General features: G+C 65.1%; 13 protein-coding genes. 8 read left to right on the forward strand and 5 right to left on the reverse strand.

Going from position 1 to position 16,472, the window contains the following annotated elements; all coding sequences use genetic code 11:
• Positions 1-67 precede the first annotated feature (67 nt).
• Together AB7E19_RS08675 and AB7E19_RS08680 are read right to left on the reverse strand one after the other, a co-directional pair.
• Complete coding sequence (locus AB7E19_RS08675; protein ID WP_010675664.1) at positions 68-673, reverse strand: TIGR04211 family SH3 domain-containing protein; 606 nt, start codon at positions 671-673, stop codon at positions 68-70.
• Positions 674-825: 152 nt separating this feature from the next.
• On the reverse strand, positions 826-1,578 hold the full coding sequence (locus AB7E19_RS08680) for a potassium channel family protein (protein ID WP_029314808.1): 753 nt from the start codon (positions 1,576-1,578) through the stop codon (positions 826-828).
• Positions 1,579-1,678: 100 nt separating this feature from the next.
• Between AB7E19_RS08680 and AB7E19_RS08685 the strand changes: the two genes are divergently transcribed.
• From AB7E19_RS08685 to glnE, 3 genes are all read left to right on the forward strand, one after another.
• Positions 1,679-2,926, forward strand: coding sequence for a methyl-accepting chemotaxis protein (locus AB7E19_RS08685; RefSeq protein ID WP_315627551.1), 1,248 nt, complete (start codon positions 1,679-1,681; stop codon positions 2,924-2,926).
• A 107-nt stretch (positions 2,927-3,033) separates the two neighbouring features.
• A complete protein-coding gene (locus AB7E19_RS08690) occupies positions 3,034-3,474 on the forward strand; it encodes a GNAT family N-acetyltransferase (protein ID WP_427934978.1) in 441 nt (146 codons plus the stop codon).
• A 135-nt stretch (positions 3,475-3,609) separates the two neighbouring features.
• The gene (gene glnE, locus AB7E19_RS08695; protein ID WP_427934980.1) at positions 3,610-6,483 is read left to right on the forward strand and encodes a bifunctional [glutamate--ammonia ligase]-adenylyl-L-tyrosine phosphorylase/[glutamate--ammonia-ligase] adenylyltransferase; all 2,874 of its coding nucleotides are present in this window, start codon (positions 3,610-3,612) and stop codon (positions 6,481-6,483) included.
• A gap of 56 nt (positions 6,484-6,539) precedes the next feature.
• Here the strand turns inward: glnE and AB7E19_RS08700 are convergent, their stop codons facing one another.
• From AB7E19_RS08700 to AB7E19_RS08710, 3 genes are all read right to left on the reverse strand, one after another.
• Positions 6,540-7,274, reverse strand: coding sequence for an SDR family oxidoreductase (locus AB7E19_RS08700; protein ID WP_239054081.1), 735 nt, complete (start codon positions 7,272-7,274; stop codon positions 6,540-6,542).
• A 139-nt stretch (positions 7,275-7,413) separates the two neighbouring features.
• A complete protein-coding gene (locus AB7E19_RS08705) occupies positions 7,414-9,573 on the reverse strand; it encodes an AsmA family protein (RefSeq protein WP_322131382.1) in 2,160 nt (719 codons plus the stop codon).
• A 203-nt stretch (positions 9,574-9,776) separates the two neighbouring features.
• Positions 9,777-11,924, reverse strand: coding sequence for a prolyl oligopeptidase family serine peptidase (locus AB7E19_RS08710; RefSeq protein ID WP_322131383.1), 2,148 nt, complete (start codon positions 11,922-11,924; stop codon positions 9,777-9,779).
• A gap of 215 nt (positions 11,925-12,139) precedes the next feature.
• On the opposite strand from AB7E19_RS08710, the gene AB7E19_RS08715 reads away from it, so the two are divergent.
• The 5 genes from AB7E19_RS08715 (at position 12,140) to AB7E19_RS08735 (ending at position 16,453) form a co-directional block, all read left to right on the forward strand.
• Positions 12,140-13,351 (forward strand): threonine synthase, encoded by a 1,212-nt coding sequence (locus AB7E19_RS08715; RefSeq protein WP_198497679.1) that lies wholly within the window; start codon positions 12,140-12,142, stop codon positions 13,349-13,351.
• Positions 13,348-14,013 carry an amino acid ABC transporter permease gene (locus AB7E19_RS08720; RefSeq protein ID WP_161470287.1) on the forward strand — a complete coding sequence of 222 codons (666 nt, stop codon included), beginning with the start codon at positions 13,348-13,350 and terminating at the stop codon, positions 14,011-14,013. Before AB7E19_RS08715 ends, AB7E19_RS08720 begins: the two co-directional genes overlap by 4 nt.
• Before the next feature lie 186 nt (positions 14,014-14,199).
• Positions 14,200-14,862: an amino acid ABC transporter permease gene (locus tag AB7E19_RS08725; RefSeq protein ID WP_319885030.1), complete on the forward strand. Its 663-nt coding sequence runs from the start codon at positions 14,200-14,202 to the stop codon at positions 14,860-14,862.
• A complete protein-coding gene (locus AB7E19_RS08730; RefSeq protein ID WP_069784248.1) occupies positions 14,859-15,620 on the forward strand; it encodes an amino acid ABC transporter ATP-binding protein in 762 nt (253 codons plus the stop codon). Before AB7E19_RS08725 ends, AB7E19_RS08730 begins: the two co-directional genes overlap by 4 nt.
• Positions 15,617-16,453, forward strand: coding sequence for a transporter substrate-binding domain-containing protein (locus AB7E19_RS08735; RefSeq protein WP_427934985.1), 837 nt, complete (start codon positions 15,617-15,619; stop codon positions 16,451-16,453). The genes AB7E19_RS08730 and AB7E19_RS08735 overlap by 4 nt, the downstream gene beginning before the upstream one ends.
• The last annotated feature ends 19 nt before the right edge of the window (positions 16,454-16,472 follow it).

A 16,472-nucleotide genomic window follows, 5' to 3' on the forward strand; every position in this document is an offset into this window, starting at 1 on the left:
CTCGCCAGGCACACCATGAAAAAAGGCCGCCTCTGGCGACCTTTCATCCTGTTGACCGCCCGGGCGATCAGTTCATCCAGCGCTCGCTGCTCTTACGACGGCGCGGGAGCATGGGCAGGAGGATCCCGAGCAGGATGCCGCCCCCCACCATGGCACCACCGCGGATGAACCAGTCCATCTGCATGTCGTGCTCACGGTTGTCATAGCTCTGGGTCAGGGCGTCGTTCTGTTCCTTGAGGCTGCTCATCTCGGCGCTCTGGCTGTCCAGACGGGCTTTGAGGCTGGCGATCTCCTTGCTCTGCTCGGCGATCTTGCCATCCTTCTCGGCGAAACGTTTCTCGTTGTCGCCATTGAGGTTCAGCAGACGGGCCTTGGCTTCGTCCAGCTCTTTCTGAACCTGGGGAAGGCGTTCACGCAGGCTGATCTCCCCCTGCAGCTCGCTGTTCTTGATCCAGCCCTCGCGGCCACGACCGTCCACCACCTGGGTGAATCCGGCCTCCTGGTTCACCGCCTTGACCTCCAGCGGCTCACCGGCCTTGACGCTGCCGAGGATCCGGTACTGGGTACCCGGACCGTTGTGGATATAGGTAAAGATGTTGTCTGAAACATAGCGGGTATCGGCCAGTGCCTGTTGGGCACACAAGCAGATCAGGATCCCGAGAAGGGCGCGCATGGTCGATCGATTCTCTTCGTTGGATTAGGTTGCAGGCCGAATGTTAAGCCGCCTGCGGGTCAAAGGACAAGCAAAGAAAAACGCCATCTCCCCGAGTGAGAGCTGTCTCGCAGCGCCGCCGGTTTGCCACGCGACCATTCCAGACGTCGCACCTACTTCTGTTTCAGCGCCTGCACCTCGGCGCGCAGGGCCTTGAGCTCTTTGAGCAGTTGCGCCTGCTGCTCGCTCTGCTGGCGTCGCCACACAGCGGTGTCGTCGTTGGTCTTGCCGGGATGGACGAACAGGCTGGCCATGAAGCCGCTGAGGGCGCCAAACAAACCCACTCCAAAGAGGATCAGCAGGCTGGCGACGAAGCGCCCCTCCTCCGTCTTGGGCACCAGATCCCCGTACCCCACGGTAGAGAGGGTCACCAGCGTCCACCAGAAGGCATCGTAAGGAGTCTGGATCTGGCTGCCGGGTTGCCCTGTTTCCAGCCAGTACATGACGCCGGAGCCGACCCCCAGCAACAGGAAGAAGAGGAAGAGAATGCCGGAGAGGGTGGTTTCGTTGCGTTCACGACGGAACATGGCCAGCAGATCCGGTCTGTCCCGGAGCAACTGGTAAACCCGCCACAGCTGGATGAGCCGCGCCCAGCGCAGTTGTTCCACCATGGGCAGGCTGCCGGGCAGATAGAACCAGTTGCTCTTGAAGAAGGCCATCCTGTCGGAGGCGCGCGCCCAGCCATAGGCGAAGTGAGCGAGGAAGAAGTAGCAGATCAGGCTGTCGACATCATAAAAGAGCTGCAAAGTCTGGGGGCTTAGTTCACCGTGCCCCAGCCAGCGAGCAGCCACCAGGCAAACCGAAATCACGGAGAGAAACCCCATCAGCAGATCCATGGTACGCAAATGAGTTAAGTGATGTCGCATACATTTTCCAACTTTAAGCACGGTGCAAATTAATAAAAAGGAAGATAATGCCGATAGCTATGACGGCAAAGGAATAATGGACGTTGAAAGGAGAAAAATTATGCAGTTGAACCCGCTGGAGAGGCGCATGAGCAACATCCGACTGGTGCCCAAGGTGGTGCTGCTCATGGTGTTCAGCACCCTGCTGCTGGCCAAACTCTGGTTCGATGCCAGCAACCTGGAAGCGACCCTGCTCAGCGAGGGCATTGATGCCGCCATGGCCAACACCATCGCCGATCGCCTGCTCTGGACCGGGCTGGTGGAGACGGCGCTCATGGGGGTCGTCTTCGTGGTGCTGCTGCTCACCGGCTCCCGCCTCATGGTCAAGCAGGTCCACTACCTGGTGGGGCTGCTGGAGCGTTTCGCCAACAAGGATCTCAGCCACAGCGTGCTGCTCAAGTCCCGGGACGAGTTCGGCGACATCGCCAAGGCGGTGGCCCACTCCCAGGAGAACCTCAAGGAGGTGTTCGGGACCCAGCGTGCCGCCTGCAAGGAGCTCAACGAGATCGCCTCCCAGGTGACTCTCTGCATGGATGAGGCGAACGAGGCCATCAACGAGGAGTTCACCCAGATTGAGCAGCTTGCCAGCGCCATGAGCCAGATGGTGGGTGCCATTCGGGAAGTGGCCAACCACGCGGAGCAGGCGTCCCATGCCACCGCCGAAACCAGCCAGCTGGCCGAGGAGGGCAGCCGCTGCGTGGCGGCTACCGTCAACACCATCGACACTCTCTCCGGCAACATCCAGCGCTCCTCCACCGTGGTCAACGAAGTGGAACACGGGGTCGATCGCATCGGCTCCGTGGTGGACACCATCCGCAGCATCTCCGAGCAGACCAACCTGCTGGCCCTGAACGCCGCCATCGAGGCCGCCCGCGCCGGTGAGGCGGGTCGCGGTTTTGCCGTGGTCGCCTCCGAGGTGCGCGAACTCGCGAACCGTGCCCAGGCGGCCACCGTCGAGATCCAGAAGATGATCGAGCAGCTTCAGGGCAACGCCCGCCAGGCCGTCGGCCTGATGGCCGAGAGCGTGCAGCAGGCGGACAAGGGGGTAGAGCAGGTAACTCAGGCTGGTACCCAGCTCGACACCATAGTGCAGCGGGTGCAGGGAGTGGCCGACATGAACCGCCAGATCGCCGCCGCCTCCGAGCAGCAGAGCTCGGTGGCCGAGGAGATGAATGCCAACCTGGAGCAGGTCAAACAGGTGGTGGAAGGCTCCGTCGTGGTGCTGCGGGAGCTGAAAGATGCCTCCGAACTGGTGGAACACCACAGCCAGACGCTGGACAGCCATATCCAGGCCTTCAAGCTGGCCTGATGCTGGCGCCCATCGTCAAACCTTCAGGCTGGCCTGAGGTCGTGATTTGAGTACACTGGAAGGCCCCCTTAGGGGCCTTTCTTTTTTCATCACGGCAAGGAGCCAGGATGCAGACCACAGAACGTGCGCTTGTGATAAGCGACGACAAGGGGCGCCTCGACGTCCCGCTCATTCACCGTTTCCTCAGTGAAGAGGCCTACTGGTGCCTCGGCATTCCCCTCGCCACCCTGCAGCGGGCCATCAACCACTCCCTGTGCTTCGGAGCCTATCTCGACGGCCAGCAGGTCGCCTTCGCCCGGGTCATCACCGACAAGGCCACCTTCGGTTATCTCGCCGACGTCTTCGTGCTGCCCGAACATCGCGGGCGCGGTCACAGCAAGGCCCTGGTGGCAGCCATCCTCGCCCACCCGGAGCTGCAAGGGCTGCGCCGTCTCTCCCTCGCCACCTCCGATGCCCACGGCCTCTACGCCGGTTTCGGTTTTGTGCCGCCGAGAAGCCCCGGCAGCCTGATGGAAATCTACGACCCCGAGATCTACCGGCGTCCCTGAGCCCGGCCGATCGCCAGATCCGTCGCCGGATCACCTTCCGGGCAGCGGCGCTGTGACGCCAGCGCCCGGGAGTGCTAGATTGGCAGCCGGCATTTCACTCTCCCTGCAGACTCGTCAACCACAAGGATGGCAACCGTGGCCCAGCACTTTCCCTCTTTCTCCGCCTTCTCCCCCTTGTTGCAGGAGCAGGCCCTGCGCCACTGGCAGCGGCTGCTCGCCCTGGCGCCCCAGTATGACGCACTGCCCGAGCCCACCCGCCAGACCCTGCTGACCCTGCTCGGCCTCTCCGACTTTGTCGCCGACTCCCTTATCAAGCAGCCGGGGCTGCTGGCCGAGACCCTGGCATCGGACGCACTGACCCGGGCCGAGCGCTGGCCCGCCTATGAACCTGAGCTCGCAGCCCTGCTCGCCGAGGTCGCGGACGAGGAGGCGCTCAAGCGCATCCTGCGCCAGTTCCGCCGCAGCCGCATGCTGGTGATCGCCTGGCGCGAGCTGCTCGGGGAATCCGAGGTCGAAGAGAGCTTCATCCATCTCACCAAGCTGGCGGATGCCCTCATCTGTGGTGCCCGCGACTGGCTCTATGCCAAACAGTGCAGCGAGCTGGGCACCCCGATGGACGGCGATGGCAACCCCCAGCCGCTGCTCATCCTCGGGATGGGCAAGCTCGGCGGCGGCGAGCTCAACTTCTCCTCGGACATCGACCTTATCTTCACCTTCCCCGAGAACGGCTACACCGTTGGCGGTCGGCGGGAGCTCGCCAACCAGCAGTTCTTCATCAAGCTGGGGCAGCGTCTCATCAACGCCCTCCACCAGCCCACCCAGGATGGTCAGGTGTTCCGGGTCGACATGCGGCTACGCCCCTTTGGCGATGCGGGGCCGCTCGCCATCTCCTTCGCCGCCATGGAGGACTACTACCAGCATCACGGCCGCAACTGGGAGCGCTACGCCATGGTCAAGGCACGGGTGCTGGGCCCCCAGTGCGAACACGCCATGGCCCTGACCGAACTGCTGCGCCCCTTCGTGTTCCGCCGCTACATCGACTTCGGCGTCATCGACGGCCTGCGCCAGATGAAGGCGATGATCGCCGCCGAGGTGCGCCGCAAGGGACTGGAGGGCAACATCAAGCTGGGGGCCGGGGGCATTCGCGAGGTGGAGTTCATCGCCCAGGCGCTGCAACTCATCCGTGGCGGGCGCGAGCCCGCCCTGCGGGTACGCCACCTGCCGGAGGCGCTGGCCGCCATCGCCCAGGGGGGGGCCCTGGAGGGGAGCCAGTGCGAACGCCTGCTCACCGCCTATCGCTTCCTGCGCCGGGTGGAAAACATCTTGCAGGAGATCGGCGATCAGCAGACCCAGACTCTGCCCACCGAGGATCGGGATCGCCAGCGGCTCATCGCCACCCTCGGCTTTACCGACTGGGACGCCTTCATGGCCCACCTCGATGAGGAGATGGCCGCCGTCCATCAGGAGTTCGTCGCCGTGGTGGGGGAAGAGAAGGAGGCCCCCGCCCACCTGGAACAGCTCTGGCTCGATCTCTGGCGCACCGAGCTTGATGCCGCCGAGCTGGAAAAACTGCTGACCACGCAGGGAGTGGTGGAGCCCGCCCCCCTCTGCGCCGCCCTGCTGCGTTTCAAGGAGGAGTACAAGCGCCGTCAGGTGGGGCCCCAGGGGCGCATCGCCCTGGACTGGCTGATGCCGGAGCTGCTGCGGCTGGTGGTGGCGAGCCGCGAGCCCGCCCGCCTGTTCGAGCGGGTCTGCACCCTGCTGACCCGCATCTTCACCCGCAGCGCCTATCTGCAACTGCTGGCGGAAAACCCCGCCGCCCTGCGCCAGCTGGTGCGCCTGTGTGACGAGAGCAACCTGGTGAGCGAGCAGCTGGCCCGCTACCCCATCCTGCTGGACGAGCTGCTGGATCCCCAGCACCTCTACCACCCCACCCCGCTGGATCAGTACAAGCCCCAGCTGCGCCAGTTCCTGCTGCGCATCCCCGAGGAGGACGTGGAGCAGCAGATGGAGGCGCTGCGCCAGTTCAAGCAGGTGCAGCTCCTGCGCATCGTCGCCGCCGACATCGCCGGCGCCCTGCCGCTGATGAAGGTGAGCGACCACCTCACCTGGCTGGCGGAGGCGATCACTGAGGAGGTGGTCAATCAGGCGTGGGCCCAGATGAGCGAACGCTACGGGGTGCCGCCCGAGGTGGCGGTGAGCGGCCAGCGCGGCTTTGCGGTGGTGGCCTACGGCAAGCTGGGGGGCATCGAACTCGGCTACGGCTCGGATCTCGATCTGGTGTTCCTGCACGGCGGCGACCCCAACAGTTACACCGATGGCCGCAAGCCCATCGACAGCCGCCAGTTCTACCTGCGCCTGGCCCAGCGGATCCTGCATCTGTTCAGCACCCGCACTCCGTCCGGCATCCTCTACGAGATCGACATGCGGCTGCGCCCCTCCGGCGACTCAGGCCTGCTGGTCTCATCGCTGTCGGCCTATGAGCAGTACCAGCAGCAGGAAGCCTGGACCTGGGAGCATCAGGCCCTGGTGCGAGCCCGTCCCATCTATGGCGATGATGCCGTGGTCGCCGAATTTGCCCGCATCCGCCGCGACGTGCTGGCCAAGGAGCGGGATCTGCCCACCCTGGCCCGCGAAGTGCGGGAGATGCGCCAGAAGATGCGGGATCACCTGCTCAAGGCGGGAGAGGGAGAGTTCGATCTCAAGCAGTCCCCCGGCGGCATGGTGGACATCGAGTTCATCGCCCAGTACCTGGTGCTGGCCCATGCCTGCGGTGAGCCGGACGCCCTCACCCGCTGGTCAGACAATGTGCGCATCTTCGATGAGTGCGTGATGGCGGGGGTACTCACACTGGAGCAGGCAGAGGGGCTCAAGCAGGCCTATCTGGAGATCCGCAACCTCGGCCATCGCCTCAATCTCTCGGAGATCTCCCGCAAGGTGGGGGACGATCAGTTGCCGCGAGAGCGGGGCCATGTGCTGGCGGTCTGGCAACAGCTGCTGGGAGAATAAGCAGAAGGGGCGCCATGGCGCCCCTTCTCGTTGACGAGAGGCTTGTTGAAGATGACCTAGCGCCCGCCCGCCACATCGATAAAGGTGCCGGTGGCATAGGAGGCCTCGTCCGACAGCAGCCAGGCGATGGCGGTCGCCACCTCACGGGGTTCGCCGCCCCGTTGCAGCGGAATGGCCCCCTTGATCCTGTCCACCCGGCCGGGCTCGCCGCCGTCGGCATGCATCTCGGTGTAGATGAAACCCGGACGCACCCCGTTGACCCGGATCCCCTGGGCCGCCAGCTCCAGCGACAAGCCTCTGGTCAGCACGTCGACGGCCCCCTTGGCGGCGGCATAATCCACGTACTCCCCGGGGGAGCCCAGCCTGGCAGCGGCGGAAGAGACGTTGACGATGGCGCCCCCCGCCGTCATGCGGCGCACTGCCTCACGGCAGCAGAGAAAGCAGCTGGTGACATTGGTGGTCAGGGTCTGGTTGATGCGCTCGGCGCTCATCTCCAGTACCCGCATCTGGGGCTGCAACCTGCCGGCGTTGTTCACCAGGTGGGTAACGGGGCCGAGCCGCGCGTCCATCTCCTCGAACAGGCGCACCACCTCGGCCTCCACGCTGACATCGGCCTGCACCGCGATGCACTCGACCGGATGGGTGGCCAGAATCTCAGCCACCACCGCCTCGGCGGACGCCCTGTCCTGACGATAGTTGAGACAGAGATGGTAACCCTGCGCCGCCAGATAGCGGGCTGTCGCGGCCCCGATACCTCTACCACCGCCGGTGATCAGCACCCGTTTGTTCATGAACCCTCCCGGTTCCCGGTTTCGATGACTGCTTCGCATAGTACCTCATGTTGGCGACCACACCTCGTCCCGTGACGCCCGGCACAACAACAAAGAGCCCGCACGGGGCGGGCTCTTGATGGCAATAACGGGAGGTTGGCTATTTGAACAGACCCTTGAGCAGCTGGTCGGCCACCCCCTTCACCCCTTCGTTGTCGGCCTTGTCACCCAGCAGCTTCTTGAGACCGCGCTCGGCCTCCTTGCGGGCCTTCTCCTCCAGCACCTTGTTGTTGCTGAGCAAGGCCTTCACGTCGAGCTTGTAGCTCGGCGCCTGCCAGTGGCCGCCGATGCGCACCGGTATGGTGATGTCCTTGAGCTCGTCCACCGTCTTGCCCCCCTGCCCCTTGCTGCTCTCCACCACGGAGGTGAGGAACAGGAAGTCGAGGGTCTCCGGCACCAGGGCGGTCTGGCCCTGCCCCTTCACCCGCAGGGCGGGGGCAAAGAGCTGGATGTCGTCGCTCTGGGCGACCCCGTTGGCAATCTGGAAGCTGGCGGTGAGGGCGCTGAAATCGGTCTTGCGCACCTCCTTCACCTGATCCGCCCCCTTGCCGGTCAGGGTGGCCCGCGCCTCGCGGATCATCTCCGCCAGGTTGATGCCGTGCAGGGCGCCATCGCTCAGCCTGAGGTTCACCTTGCCCTGCATCCGGCTGCGCAGCGCCTGCTCGGAGAGTCCTGAGCCCTGCGCCTCGACCTCCAGATCCCCCTTGCCTTCCAGCAGGTCGGTCTGGGCCAGGGTCTGCAGCAGGGGCCGCACATCGACCCCCTGCACCCGCTTGTGCACCTGATAGCGGGCCGGCTGCTGACGGGCATCGAGCACGCCGCTGGCGGTCACCTGGCCGCCGGCCACCCCGGCGCTGAACTGCTTGAGGGTGAGCTGACCACCCGCCAGGGCCAGTTGCAGATCGACGGCGCTCAGATCCAGCCCCTTGAGGCGCAGGCTGCCCAGTTGCAGGCGGCCAGCCAGGTCCACCGCCTTGAGGGCGGTCAGATCCGGTTCGGCCGTGGAGAGCGCCCTGTTGGCGGGCACGGCGGTCTGTGCCGGCGTTCCGGCCGGTGCAGCCGCTCCCGAGGTGGCGGCCACAGGTGCAGCCTTGGCCGGTTGACCGAGCCAGCCGTCGAGATCCAGCTTCTCCCCCTTGAGGTCAAAGTCCACTTTGGGAACGGCCCCCAGACGAACGGCGCCGCTGCCGCTCAGCAGCGCATCATCCACCCCCATCACCAGGTTGCTGAGGGTGACGGCCTGCTTGTCCAGCTCGGCGCGGGCAAAGCCAGCGAGCTTGAGCTGCATCTGCGGGCGCGGCAGGGCATCACCGCTCAGCTTGGCGGCCAGCACGGCATCCGACAGCTCCAGCAGTTGCCGGTTTTCATCGAGGCGCGCCTTGAGGGTCCCCTCCAGCGTACCGGCCAGGGTCGGCTTGTCCGCCGCCCCCTGTGCCCCGCTGAGGCTAAGGCTCAGACTGCTCCACTCCCCCAATGCCAGCCGATCGGCCTTGAGGGTGAAGGCATCGAGCCGCTGCACCGGCTGGTTCAGGCTGCCGCTGAGATTGAGATCCTTGAGCTCGCTCTTCATGGCCTCCCGGGCCGGTTTGAGCTGGGCCTGACCCTTGAGATCAAAGGCCAGCTCCCCCTGTGCCCCCTTGGCCGCCAGGGTCACCGGTACCCACTCCCCCGGGGTCAACTGCCCCAGATCGAGATCCAGCCTGTCGAGCCGGGAGACTGTACCGCTGCGGTCGTCCCGCACCAGGGCGCTGGCATCCACCAGCGCGATGCCTTGCAGGCTGATCTGCCAGGGCTGTTTGTCACTGGCGGCTGGGGGCGTCGTTGCGGCAGGCTCGGAGGTCGTCGCCTCCCCCTTGGGGTCGGCGGAGGCCTTGAGCAGATCCCTCAGGTTGGAGCTGCCGTCAGCCCGGGTCTGGATAAACAGATGAGCTCCGCTCAGGGTCACCTTGCCGATCTCAAGGCGGTGGGAAAGCAGCGGCAGCAAGCCTACCGAGGCCTCACCCTGCTCGAATCGCACCAGGTCGGGCTCGGCGAAACCGGCGGGGTTGCGCAGCGCCACCTGCTCGAGGGAGAGGCCCAGGCTTGGCCAGAAACGCCAGCCGATATCCCCTTGTATCACCAGTTCGCGGCCGGTGCTCTTGCGCACCTGCTCCGCCAGCTGGGGCTTGAACTGGTTGGGATCGATGAGGGACACCAGGGCGGCGATGGCCACCACGGCCGCCAGCGCCAACCCCAGCAGGATGTAGATGATCTTCTTCACGATGGACTCCTTGAATGCGGATCTTGTGGCTGACTATACCACCGGGGGGATGACAGATGGGGCCCGTCTGCCAAAACGGGCCAGCGGCGAGACAGGGATGGTCGCAGCTAGTGCAGCCAGCGCAGCTCTTCCAACGCGCGGCAATAAAAAGGGCCCCGCAGGGCCCTGATGATAGTGGATGGCTGGCGCCCGTCTCGCCCGGATCAAGGCTGACGCGGCAGCTCCCTGTAGCCCATCTCGTACAGGGTGAAGGCATAGATGTCCGCACTCTGCTCGATAAGCTTGGCCACCGGCGTGCCCGCCCCGTGCCCGGCATTGGTCTCGATGCGGATGAGCTGGGGATGGGGGCCGGCATTGTCGGCCTGCAGGGTGGCAGCAAACTTGAAGGAGTGGGCCGGCACCACCCGATCGTCGTGATCCGCCGTGGTCACCAGGGTCGAAGGGTAGCTGACCCCGGCCCGGACGTTGTGCAGCGGCGAGTAGCCCTTCAGGTAGTCGAACATCGCCTCGCTGTCGGCGCTGGTGCCGTAGTCATAGGCCCAACCAGCCCCGGCGGTGAAGGTGTGGTAGCGCAGCATGTCGAGCACCCCCACCGCCGGCAGGGCGACCCGCATCAGATCCGGCCGCTGGGTCATGACCGCCCCCACCAGCAGACCGCCGTTGGAGCCACCGCGGATCGCCAGCCGATCGGTGCGGGTGTAGCCCTCGGCCTTGAGGTACTCGGCCGCCGCGATGAAATCGTCGAACACGTTCTGCTTGTTCTGCTGGGTGCCCGCCAGGTGCCAGGCCTGGCCGTACTCGCCGCCCCCCCGCAGGTTGGCCACCGCATAGACGCCCCCCAGATCCAGCCAGTTGGCCACCGCTACGCTGAAGCTTGGGGTCAGGCTCACGTCGAAACCGCCGTAGCCGTAGAGGATGGTCGGATTGCTGCCATCAAGCTTGAGCCCCTTGCGGTAGCTGATGATGAGCGGCACCCGGGTGCCGTCCTTGCTCTGGTAGAAGCGCTGCTCGGAGACGTAATCCGCTGGCTTGAACGGCGCCGCCGAGGCGCGATAGAGGCTGATGGCGCCGCTCTTGGGCTCGAATCGGTAGAGGGTCGGCGGCTGGGCATAGTTCTCGAAGCCGAAGTAGAGGGCGGGATCATCGTGCTTGCCGTTGAAGCCGCTGACGCTGCCAAGGCCGGGCAGCGCCACCTCGCGCACTCGCTTGCCTTCGTAGTCGAACTGCTCGACCCGGGCGGTGGCATCCACCATGTACTCGGCGAACAGATAGCCGCTGCCGCTGTGTACCGTCAGCACCTGCTGACGCTCGGGGATGAGATCCCGCCAGTGGGCCGGACCCGGGTTGGCGGCATCCACCGTCACCAGCCGGCCGTTGGGGGCGTCCCGGTTGGTCAGCAGGTAAAGGGTGCCGCCCTGGTTGTCCACCAGGCTCACGTCCGCATCCAGATCCCCCTGCACCGTCAGCAGCGGCGCGTTCTCCTGGCTCAGATCCTTCACATAGAGGCGGTTGCCCGAGGTGGAGTTCGCCGCCGAGATAAGCAGGAAGCGGTCATCTTCGGTGACGGTCGCCCCCACGTAACGGTGGTGCTGGGCCGGGATGGCGCCGAACACCAGCCGGTCATCCTCCTGCGCCGTGCCGAGCCGGTGGAAATAGACCTTGTGCTGATCGGTCCTGGCCGACAGCTCGCTGCCATCCGGCTTGTCGTAGCTCGAGTAGAAGAAGCCCTCGTTGCCGAGCCAGCTGATGCCGCTGAACTTCACGTCCTTGAGGGGCGACTCCAGCGGCTGCTTGCTCTCTACGTCCATCAGATGGATCTCGCGCCAGTCGCTGCCCGCCAGCGACAAGGAGTAGGCTAGGATGCGGCCATCGCGGGAGAAGCTCAGCTGATCCAGCGCCGTGGTGCCGTCGGGGCTGAGGGTATTGGGATCGAGGAACACCTCGGCCGGCTTGCCCTCCTGCTGGCGCCACAGCACGTTCTGGTTCTGCAGGCCGTCGTTCTTGAAGAAGTAGTGGTAGCGCCCCTCGCGAAACGGTGCCCCCTCCTTGGCGTAGTTCCAGGAGGCGGCCAGCTTCTCCTTGATGGCGGCGCGATACGGGATCTGCGCCAGGTAACCCTGAGTCACCCGGTTTTGGGCCTTGACCCAGGCCTCCGTCTCGGGGCTGCGATCATCCTCCAGCCAGCGATAGGGGTCGGCCACGGCCTGGCCGAAATAGTGATCCACCTGCTCACCCTGGCGGGTGACGGGGTAGTGAAGGCGCGTATTCCCTGACATGGCATCCTCTCTGGTTGGCTGGCCGCTGCACGCACAGAGCAGTGACAGGGCCAGCAGGCTGACAATGGCTCGCATCGAGGCGGCTCCCTGCGGTTTGAGTGAGCGGGCAGGTTAACAAAGCGCGCCGGATGGCCCAACCCCCCGACCGGTGGCAGAGGGTGGCCCGCCGACACGGGGGAGCCATATGAATTTTTTCGCTTAAGTTTGCCGCTTTATTTTGTTTGTTATCCGGCCCCTGGGTCACAGGATGGAATAAGACACCAGCCAACGTGAGCCATTCAGGATAAAGCATGCCGTACAGCTACTTATCACATCTGCGTTGCAGCAAGACCGGCGAGATAGTGGATGCCGATCAGCCCCAGCAGTTGAGCTCGGTCGGTGCCCCCTTGCTGGCCAGCTACGACCTCGAGGCCCTGAAACAGGCCTGGCACCCGGCCGCTCTGCTGGGCCGCCCCGCCAGCCTGTGGCGCTACCACGAGCTGCTGCCGGTGCGCGACCCCGCCCAGGTGATCACCCTGGGGGAAGGCTTCACCCCTCTGCTGCCCCTGCCCGCTTTCGGCAAGCAGATTGGCATTCCGGATCTCTGGATGAAGGATGAGAGCATCATCCCCACCGGTTCTTTCAAGGCCCGCGGCGCCGCGGTCGGCGTCTCCCGCGCCCGGGAGCTCGGCATCACCCACTTCGCCATGCCCACCAACGGCAACGCCGGGGCGGCCTGGGCGCTCTATGGCGCCCGCGCCGGGCTGCGCAGCACCATAGTCATGCCCCAGGCGGCCCCCGCCATCACAAGACTGGAGACCTCGCTGGCCGGTGCCCGCCTCTATCTGGTGGATGGCCTCATCAGCGACGCCGGTCGCCAGGTGGCCGAGGCGGTGGCCGAGCAGGGGCTGTTCGATGCCTCCACCCTCAAGGAGCCCTATCGCATCGAGGGCAAGAAGACCATGGGGCTGGAGATCGCCGAGCAGCTCGGCTGGACCCTGCCGGACGTCATCCTCTACCCCACCGGCGGCGGGGTTGGTCTCATCGGCATCTACAAGGCGCTGCGGGAGTTGCAGGAGCTGGGCTGGGTCAAGGGGGCGCTGCCGCGACTGGTGGCGGTGCAGGCGAGCGGCTGCGCGCCCATCGTCCAGGCGTGGCAGCAGGGGGAGCGCGAATCGCGCTTCTGGCCCGATTCCCAGACCCTCGCCTTTGGCATCAACGTGCCCAAGGCGCTGGGGGACTTTTTGGTGCTGGACGCCCTCTATCGCACCGAGGGGTGCGCCATCGCGGTGGACGATAGCGCCATCCAGCGCGAGATCCGACAGCTCGCCGCGCGCGAAGGCAGCTTCGTCTGCCCGGAAGGGGCGGCCGCCTTCGCCGCCGCCCGCCAGCTGCGGGAAGCGGGCTGGATACAGGGGGGCGAGCGGGTGGTGGTGCTCAACACCGGCGCCGGCATCAAGTACCCTGACGCCATCACGGTCGTGCCCCAGCGGCTGCGCCGCGACGGGAGGATCCCGGCATGAGCTTCGACTGGTCCTTTGTTCTCACCACCCTGCCGGCGTTCGGCCAATCGGTCTGGGTCACCTTGCAGCTCGGCGCCATCGTGATCCTCACCTCGCTCACTGTGGCGATGCTCAACGTGACGCTGCAAAGCCTGCACAAGCCCTGGCTGAACGGGGTGATCCGCGCCTATGTGGAGCTGGCCCGCAACACGCCGCTCTTGATCCAGCTGTTCTTTCTCTACTTCGGGCTGCCGGCCCTCGGCATCTCGCTCTCCGGCTTTGCCACGGCGGTGATCGCCATGACCTTCCTCGGCGGCGGTTACCTGACCGAGGCGCTGCGGGCAGGCATTCAGGCAATCCCCCCCAGCCAGCTGGAGGCGGGCCGGGCCATCGGCCTCTCCCGCTGGCAGCTGCTGCGCCACGTCCAGCTGCCCCAGGCCTGGCTCGCCAGCCTGCCGGCGCTGTTTGCCAACTTCATCTTTCTGCTCAAAGAGACCACGGTGGCCTCGGCAGTGGCGGTGCCCGAGCTCCTCTACACCACCAAGAACTACATCGCCCTCTACTACAAGACCTACGAGATGCTGGCGGTGCTGACCTTGATGTGCGTGCTGATCTTTCTGCCGCTCTCCCTTGCACTGCGGGTCGTTGAAAGGAGACTGCAACATGGTCAGTTCGGTCATTGAGCAACTGATGCAGACACCTATTGTCCTGCAGCCGCCGTCACTCGCCACCCATGCACAAGAAAGGAGGGATCACTATGGCCAGTTCGGTCACTGAATCGCTGATGCAGGCGAGGATCCCGATGTGGGCACTTATCTTCCTGCAGCCGCCGTCACTCGCCACCCATACACAAGAAGGGAGGGATCACTATGGCCAGTCCGGTTACTGAGCAGTTGGCGCAGGCGCTGCCGCTGCTGGCGGTGGGCGCGGGTCAGACCCTCGCCATCTCCCTGCTCGCCATCCTGTTCGCCACCCTGGGCGGGGTCGGTTACGGCGTGCTGGCCCAGCAAGGGGGAAGGCTGACTCGGGGAGTGCTGCGGGTCTATCTGGAGCTGTTTCGGGTGGTGCCCGTGCTGGTCTGGCTCTACCTCTTCTTCTTCGGGCTGCCGATCTTCTTTGGCGTAGACATCCCGGCCTTCTGGTGCTCCGTGCTGGTGCTGGCCCTGTGGGGGGCCAGCGAGGTAGGCGAAGTGGTTCGCGGCGGCCTCAACTCCCTCGCCCGCGGCCAGCAGGAGGCTGGCCTGGCGCTCGGGCTCTCCCGCTGGCAGCTCTATCGCCACGTGCTGCTGCCCCAGGCGCTGCAACGGCTGACGCCGCCGACCATCAACATCTACACCCGCATCATCAAGACCAGCTCGCTGGCGGTGCTGATCGGGGTGGTGGAGGTGATCAAGGTGGGCCAGCAGATCATCGAGCGCACCTATGGCTCGCTGCTTATCTACGGTCTGCTGTTCCTGTTCTTTTTTCTGGTCTGCTATCCGCTCTCGCTCGCCTCGCGCCGGCTGGAGCAACAATGGGGTAATGCGGTATGACACCTCTGCTTGAGCTCAATGCTGTCAGCAAACAATTCGGCCAACACCGGGTACTGGACGAGGTCAGCCTCACGGTGAACGCCGGGGAAGTGATCGTCATCCTGGGGCCGAGCGGCTGCGGCAAGAGTACCTTGCTGCGCACCCTCAACGGGCTCGAACCCATTCAGGGGGGCGACATTCGCTTCGATGGAGACAGGCTGGATGCCAGCACCGACTGGCAGCGGCTGCGCCAGCGCATCGGCATGGTGTTCCAGAGCTATCACCTCTTCCCCAACCTGACGGTGCTGGAGAACGTGCTGCTCGGCCCTGTGCAGGTGCAGAAGCGGGAGCGGCAGGAAGCCCTGCTGCAGGCGGAACAGCTGCTGACTCGCATCGGCCTGTGGGAGCGGCGCCACGACTATCCACGTCAGCTTTCCGGCGGCCAGCAGCAGCGCATCGCCATCGTGCGGGCCCTGTGCATGAACCCGCAGGTGATGCTGTTTGACGAGGTGACCGCTGCGCTGGATCCCGAGATGGTGCAGGAGGTGTTGGAGGTGATCCGGGATCTCGCCGGCAGCGGCATGACCCTGCTCATCGTCACCCACGAGCTGGCGTTCGCCCAGGCGGTGGCGGATCGCATCGTCTTCATGGACGGCGGCCACATCCTGGAGCAGGCAGCCCCCCATCAATTTTTCGACAATCCCAGGAGCCAGCGTGCCCGCCAGTTCCTCGCCAAGTTTTCTTATACAACTGTCAGCAAACGAAAGGAGTCAGCATGAAGATAATTACCTCGGTCCTGTTTAGCGCCCTCATCGGCCTGGGCCTCGCCAGCGGCGCCGCCCAGGCAGAAGACGGTTCCCTCGCCAAGATCAAGGCCCGTGACAAGCTCATCATCGGCGTCTTCACCGACAAGCCGCCGTTTGGCTATGTGGACGAGAAGGGCAACTACGTCGGCTTTGACACCGATCTCGGCCGCCGCTTCGCCAAGGATCTGCTGGGGGACGAGAACAAGGTCGAGTTCGTGGCGGTGGAGCCCGCCAGCCGCATCCCCTTCCTGCAGAGCGACAAGGTGGATCTCATCCTCGCCAACATGACGGTGACCCCGGAGCGGCGGCAGGTGGTGGACTTCACCAACCCGAACCTCAAGGTCGCGGTACAGGTGCTGGTGCCGGAAGGCAGCGACGCCAAGAAGCTCGACGATCTGGCCAGCAAGCGGCTTATCGTCACCACCGGCACCACGGCCGACATCTGGCTGACCCGCAACCACCCGGAGTGGAAGGTGCTCAAGTTCGAGAAGAACACCGAATCCCTGCAGGCGCTGGCCCAGGGCCGTGGCGATGCCTATGCCCAGGACAACCTGGTGCTGTTCAGCTGGGCCAAGGAGAACCCGGGCTATCGGGTGCTGCCCGAGAAGCTGGGCTCGGAAGACCCCATCGCCCCGGCGGTGAAGAAGGGCAATATCGAGCTGCGGGACTGGGTCAACGACCGTCTCGCCAAGCTGGGGGAAGATAAGTACCTGCTCAAACTCTACGACCAGTATGTGCGCGACAAACTGAGCGCCGATACCGATCCCAACGACGTGATAGTGGAAGGAGGCAAGTGGCAGGGTTGAGCCCTGCCCCCACAGCAGT

It is taken from the genome of Aeromonas sp. (genome assembly GCF_050252055.1).
Classification (GTDB): domain Bacteria; phylum Pseudomonadota; class Gammaproteobacteria; order Enterobacterales; family Aeromonadaceae; genus Aeromonas; species Aeromonas caviae.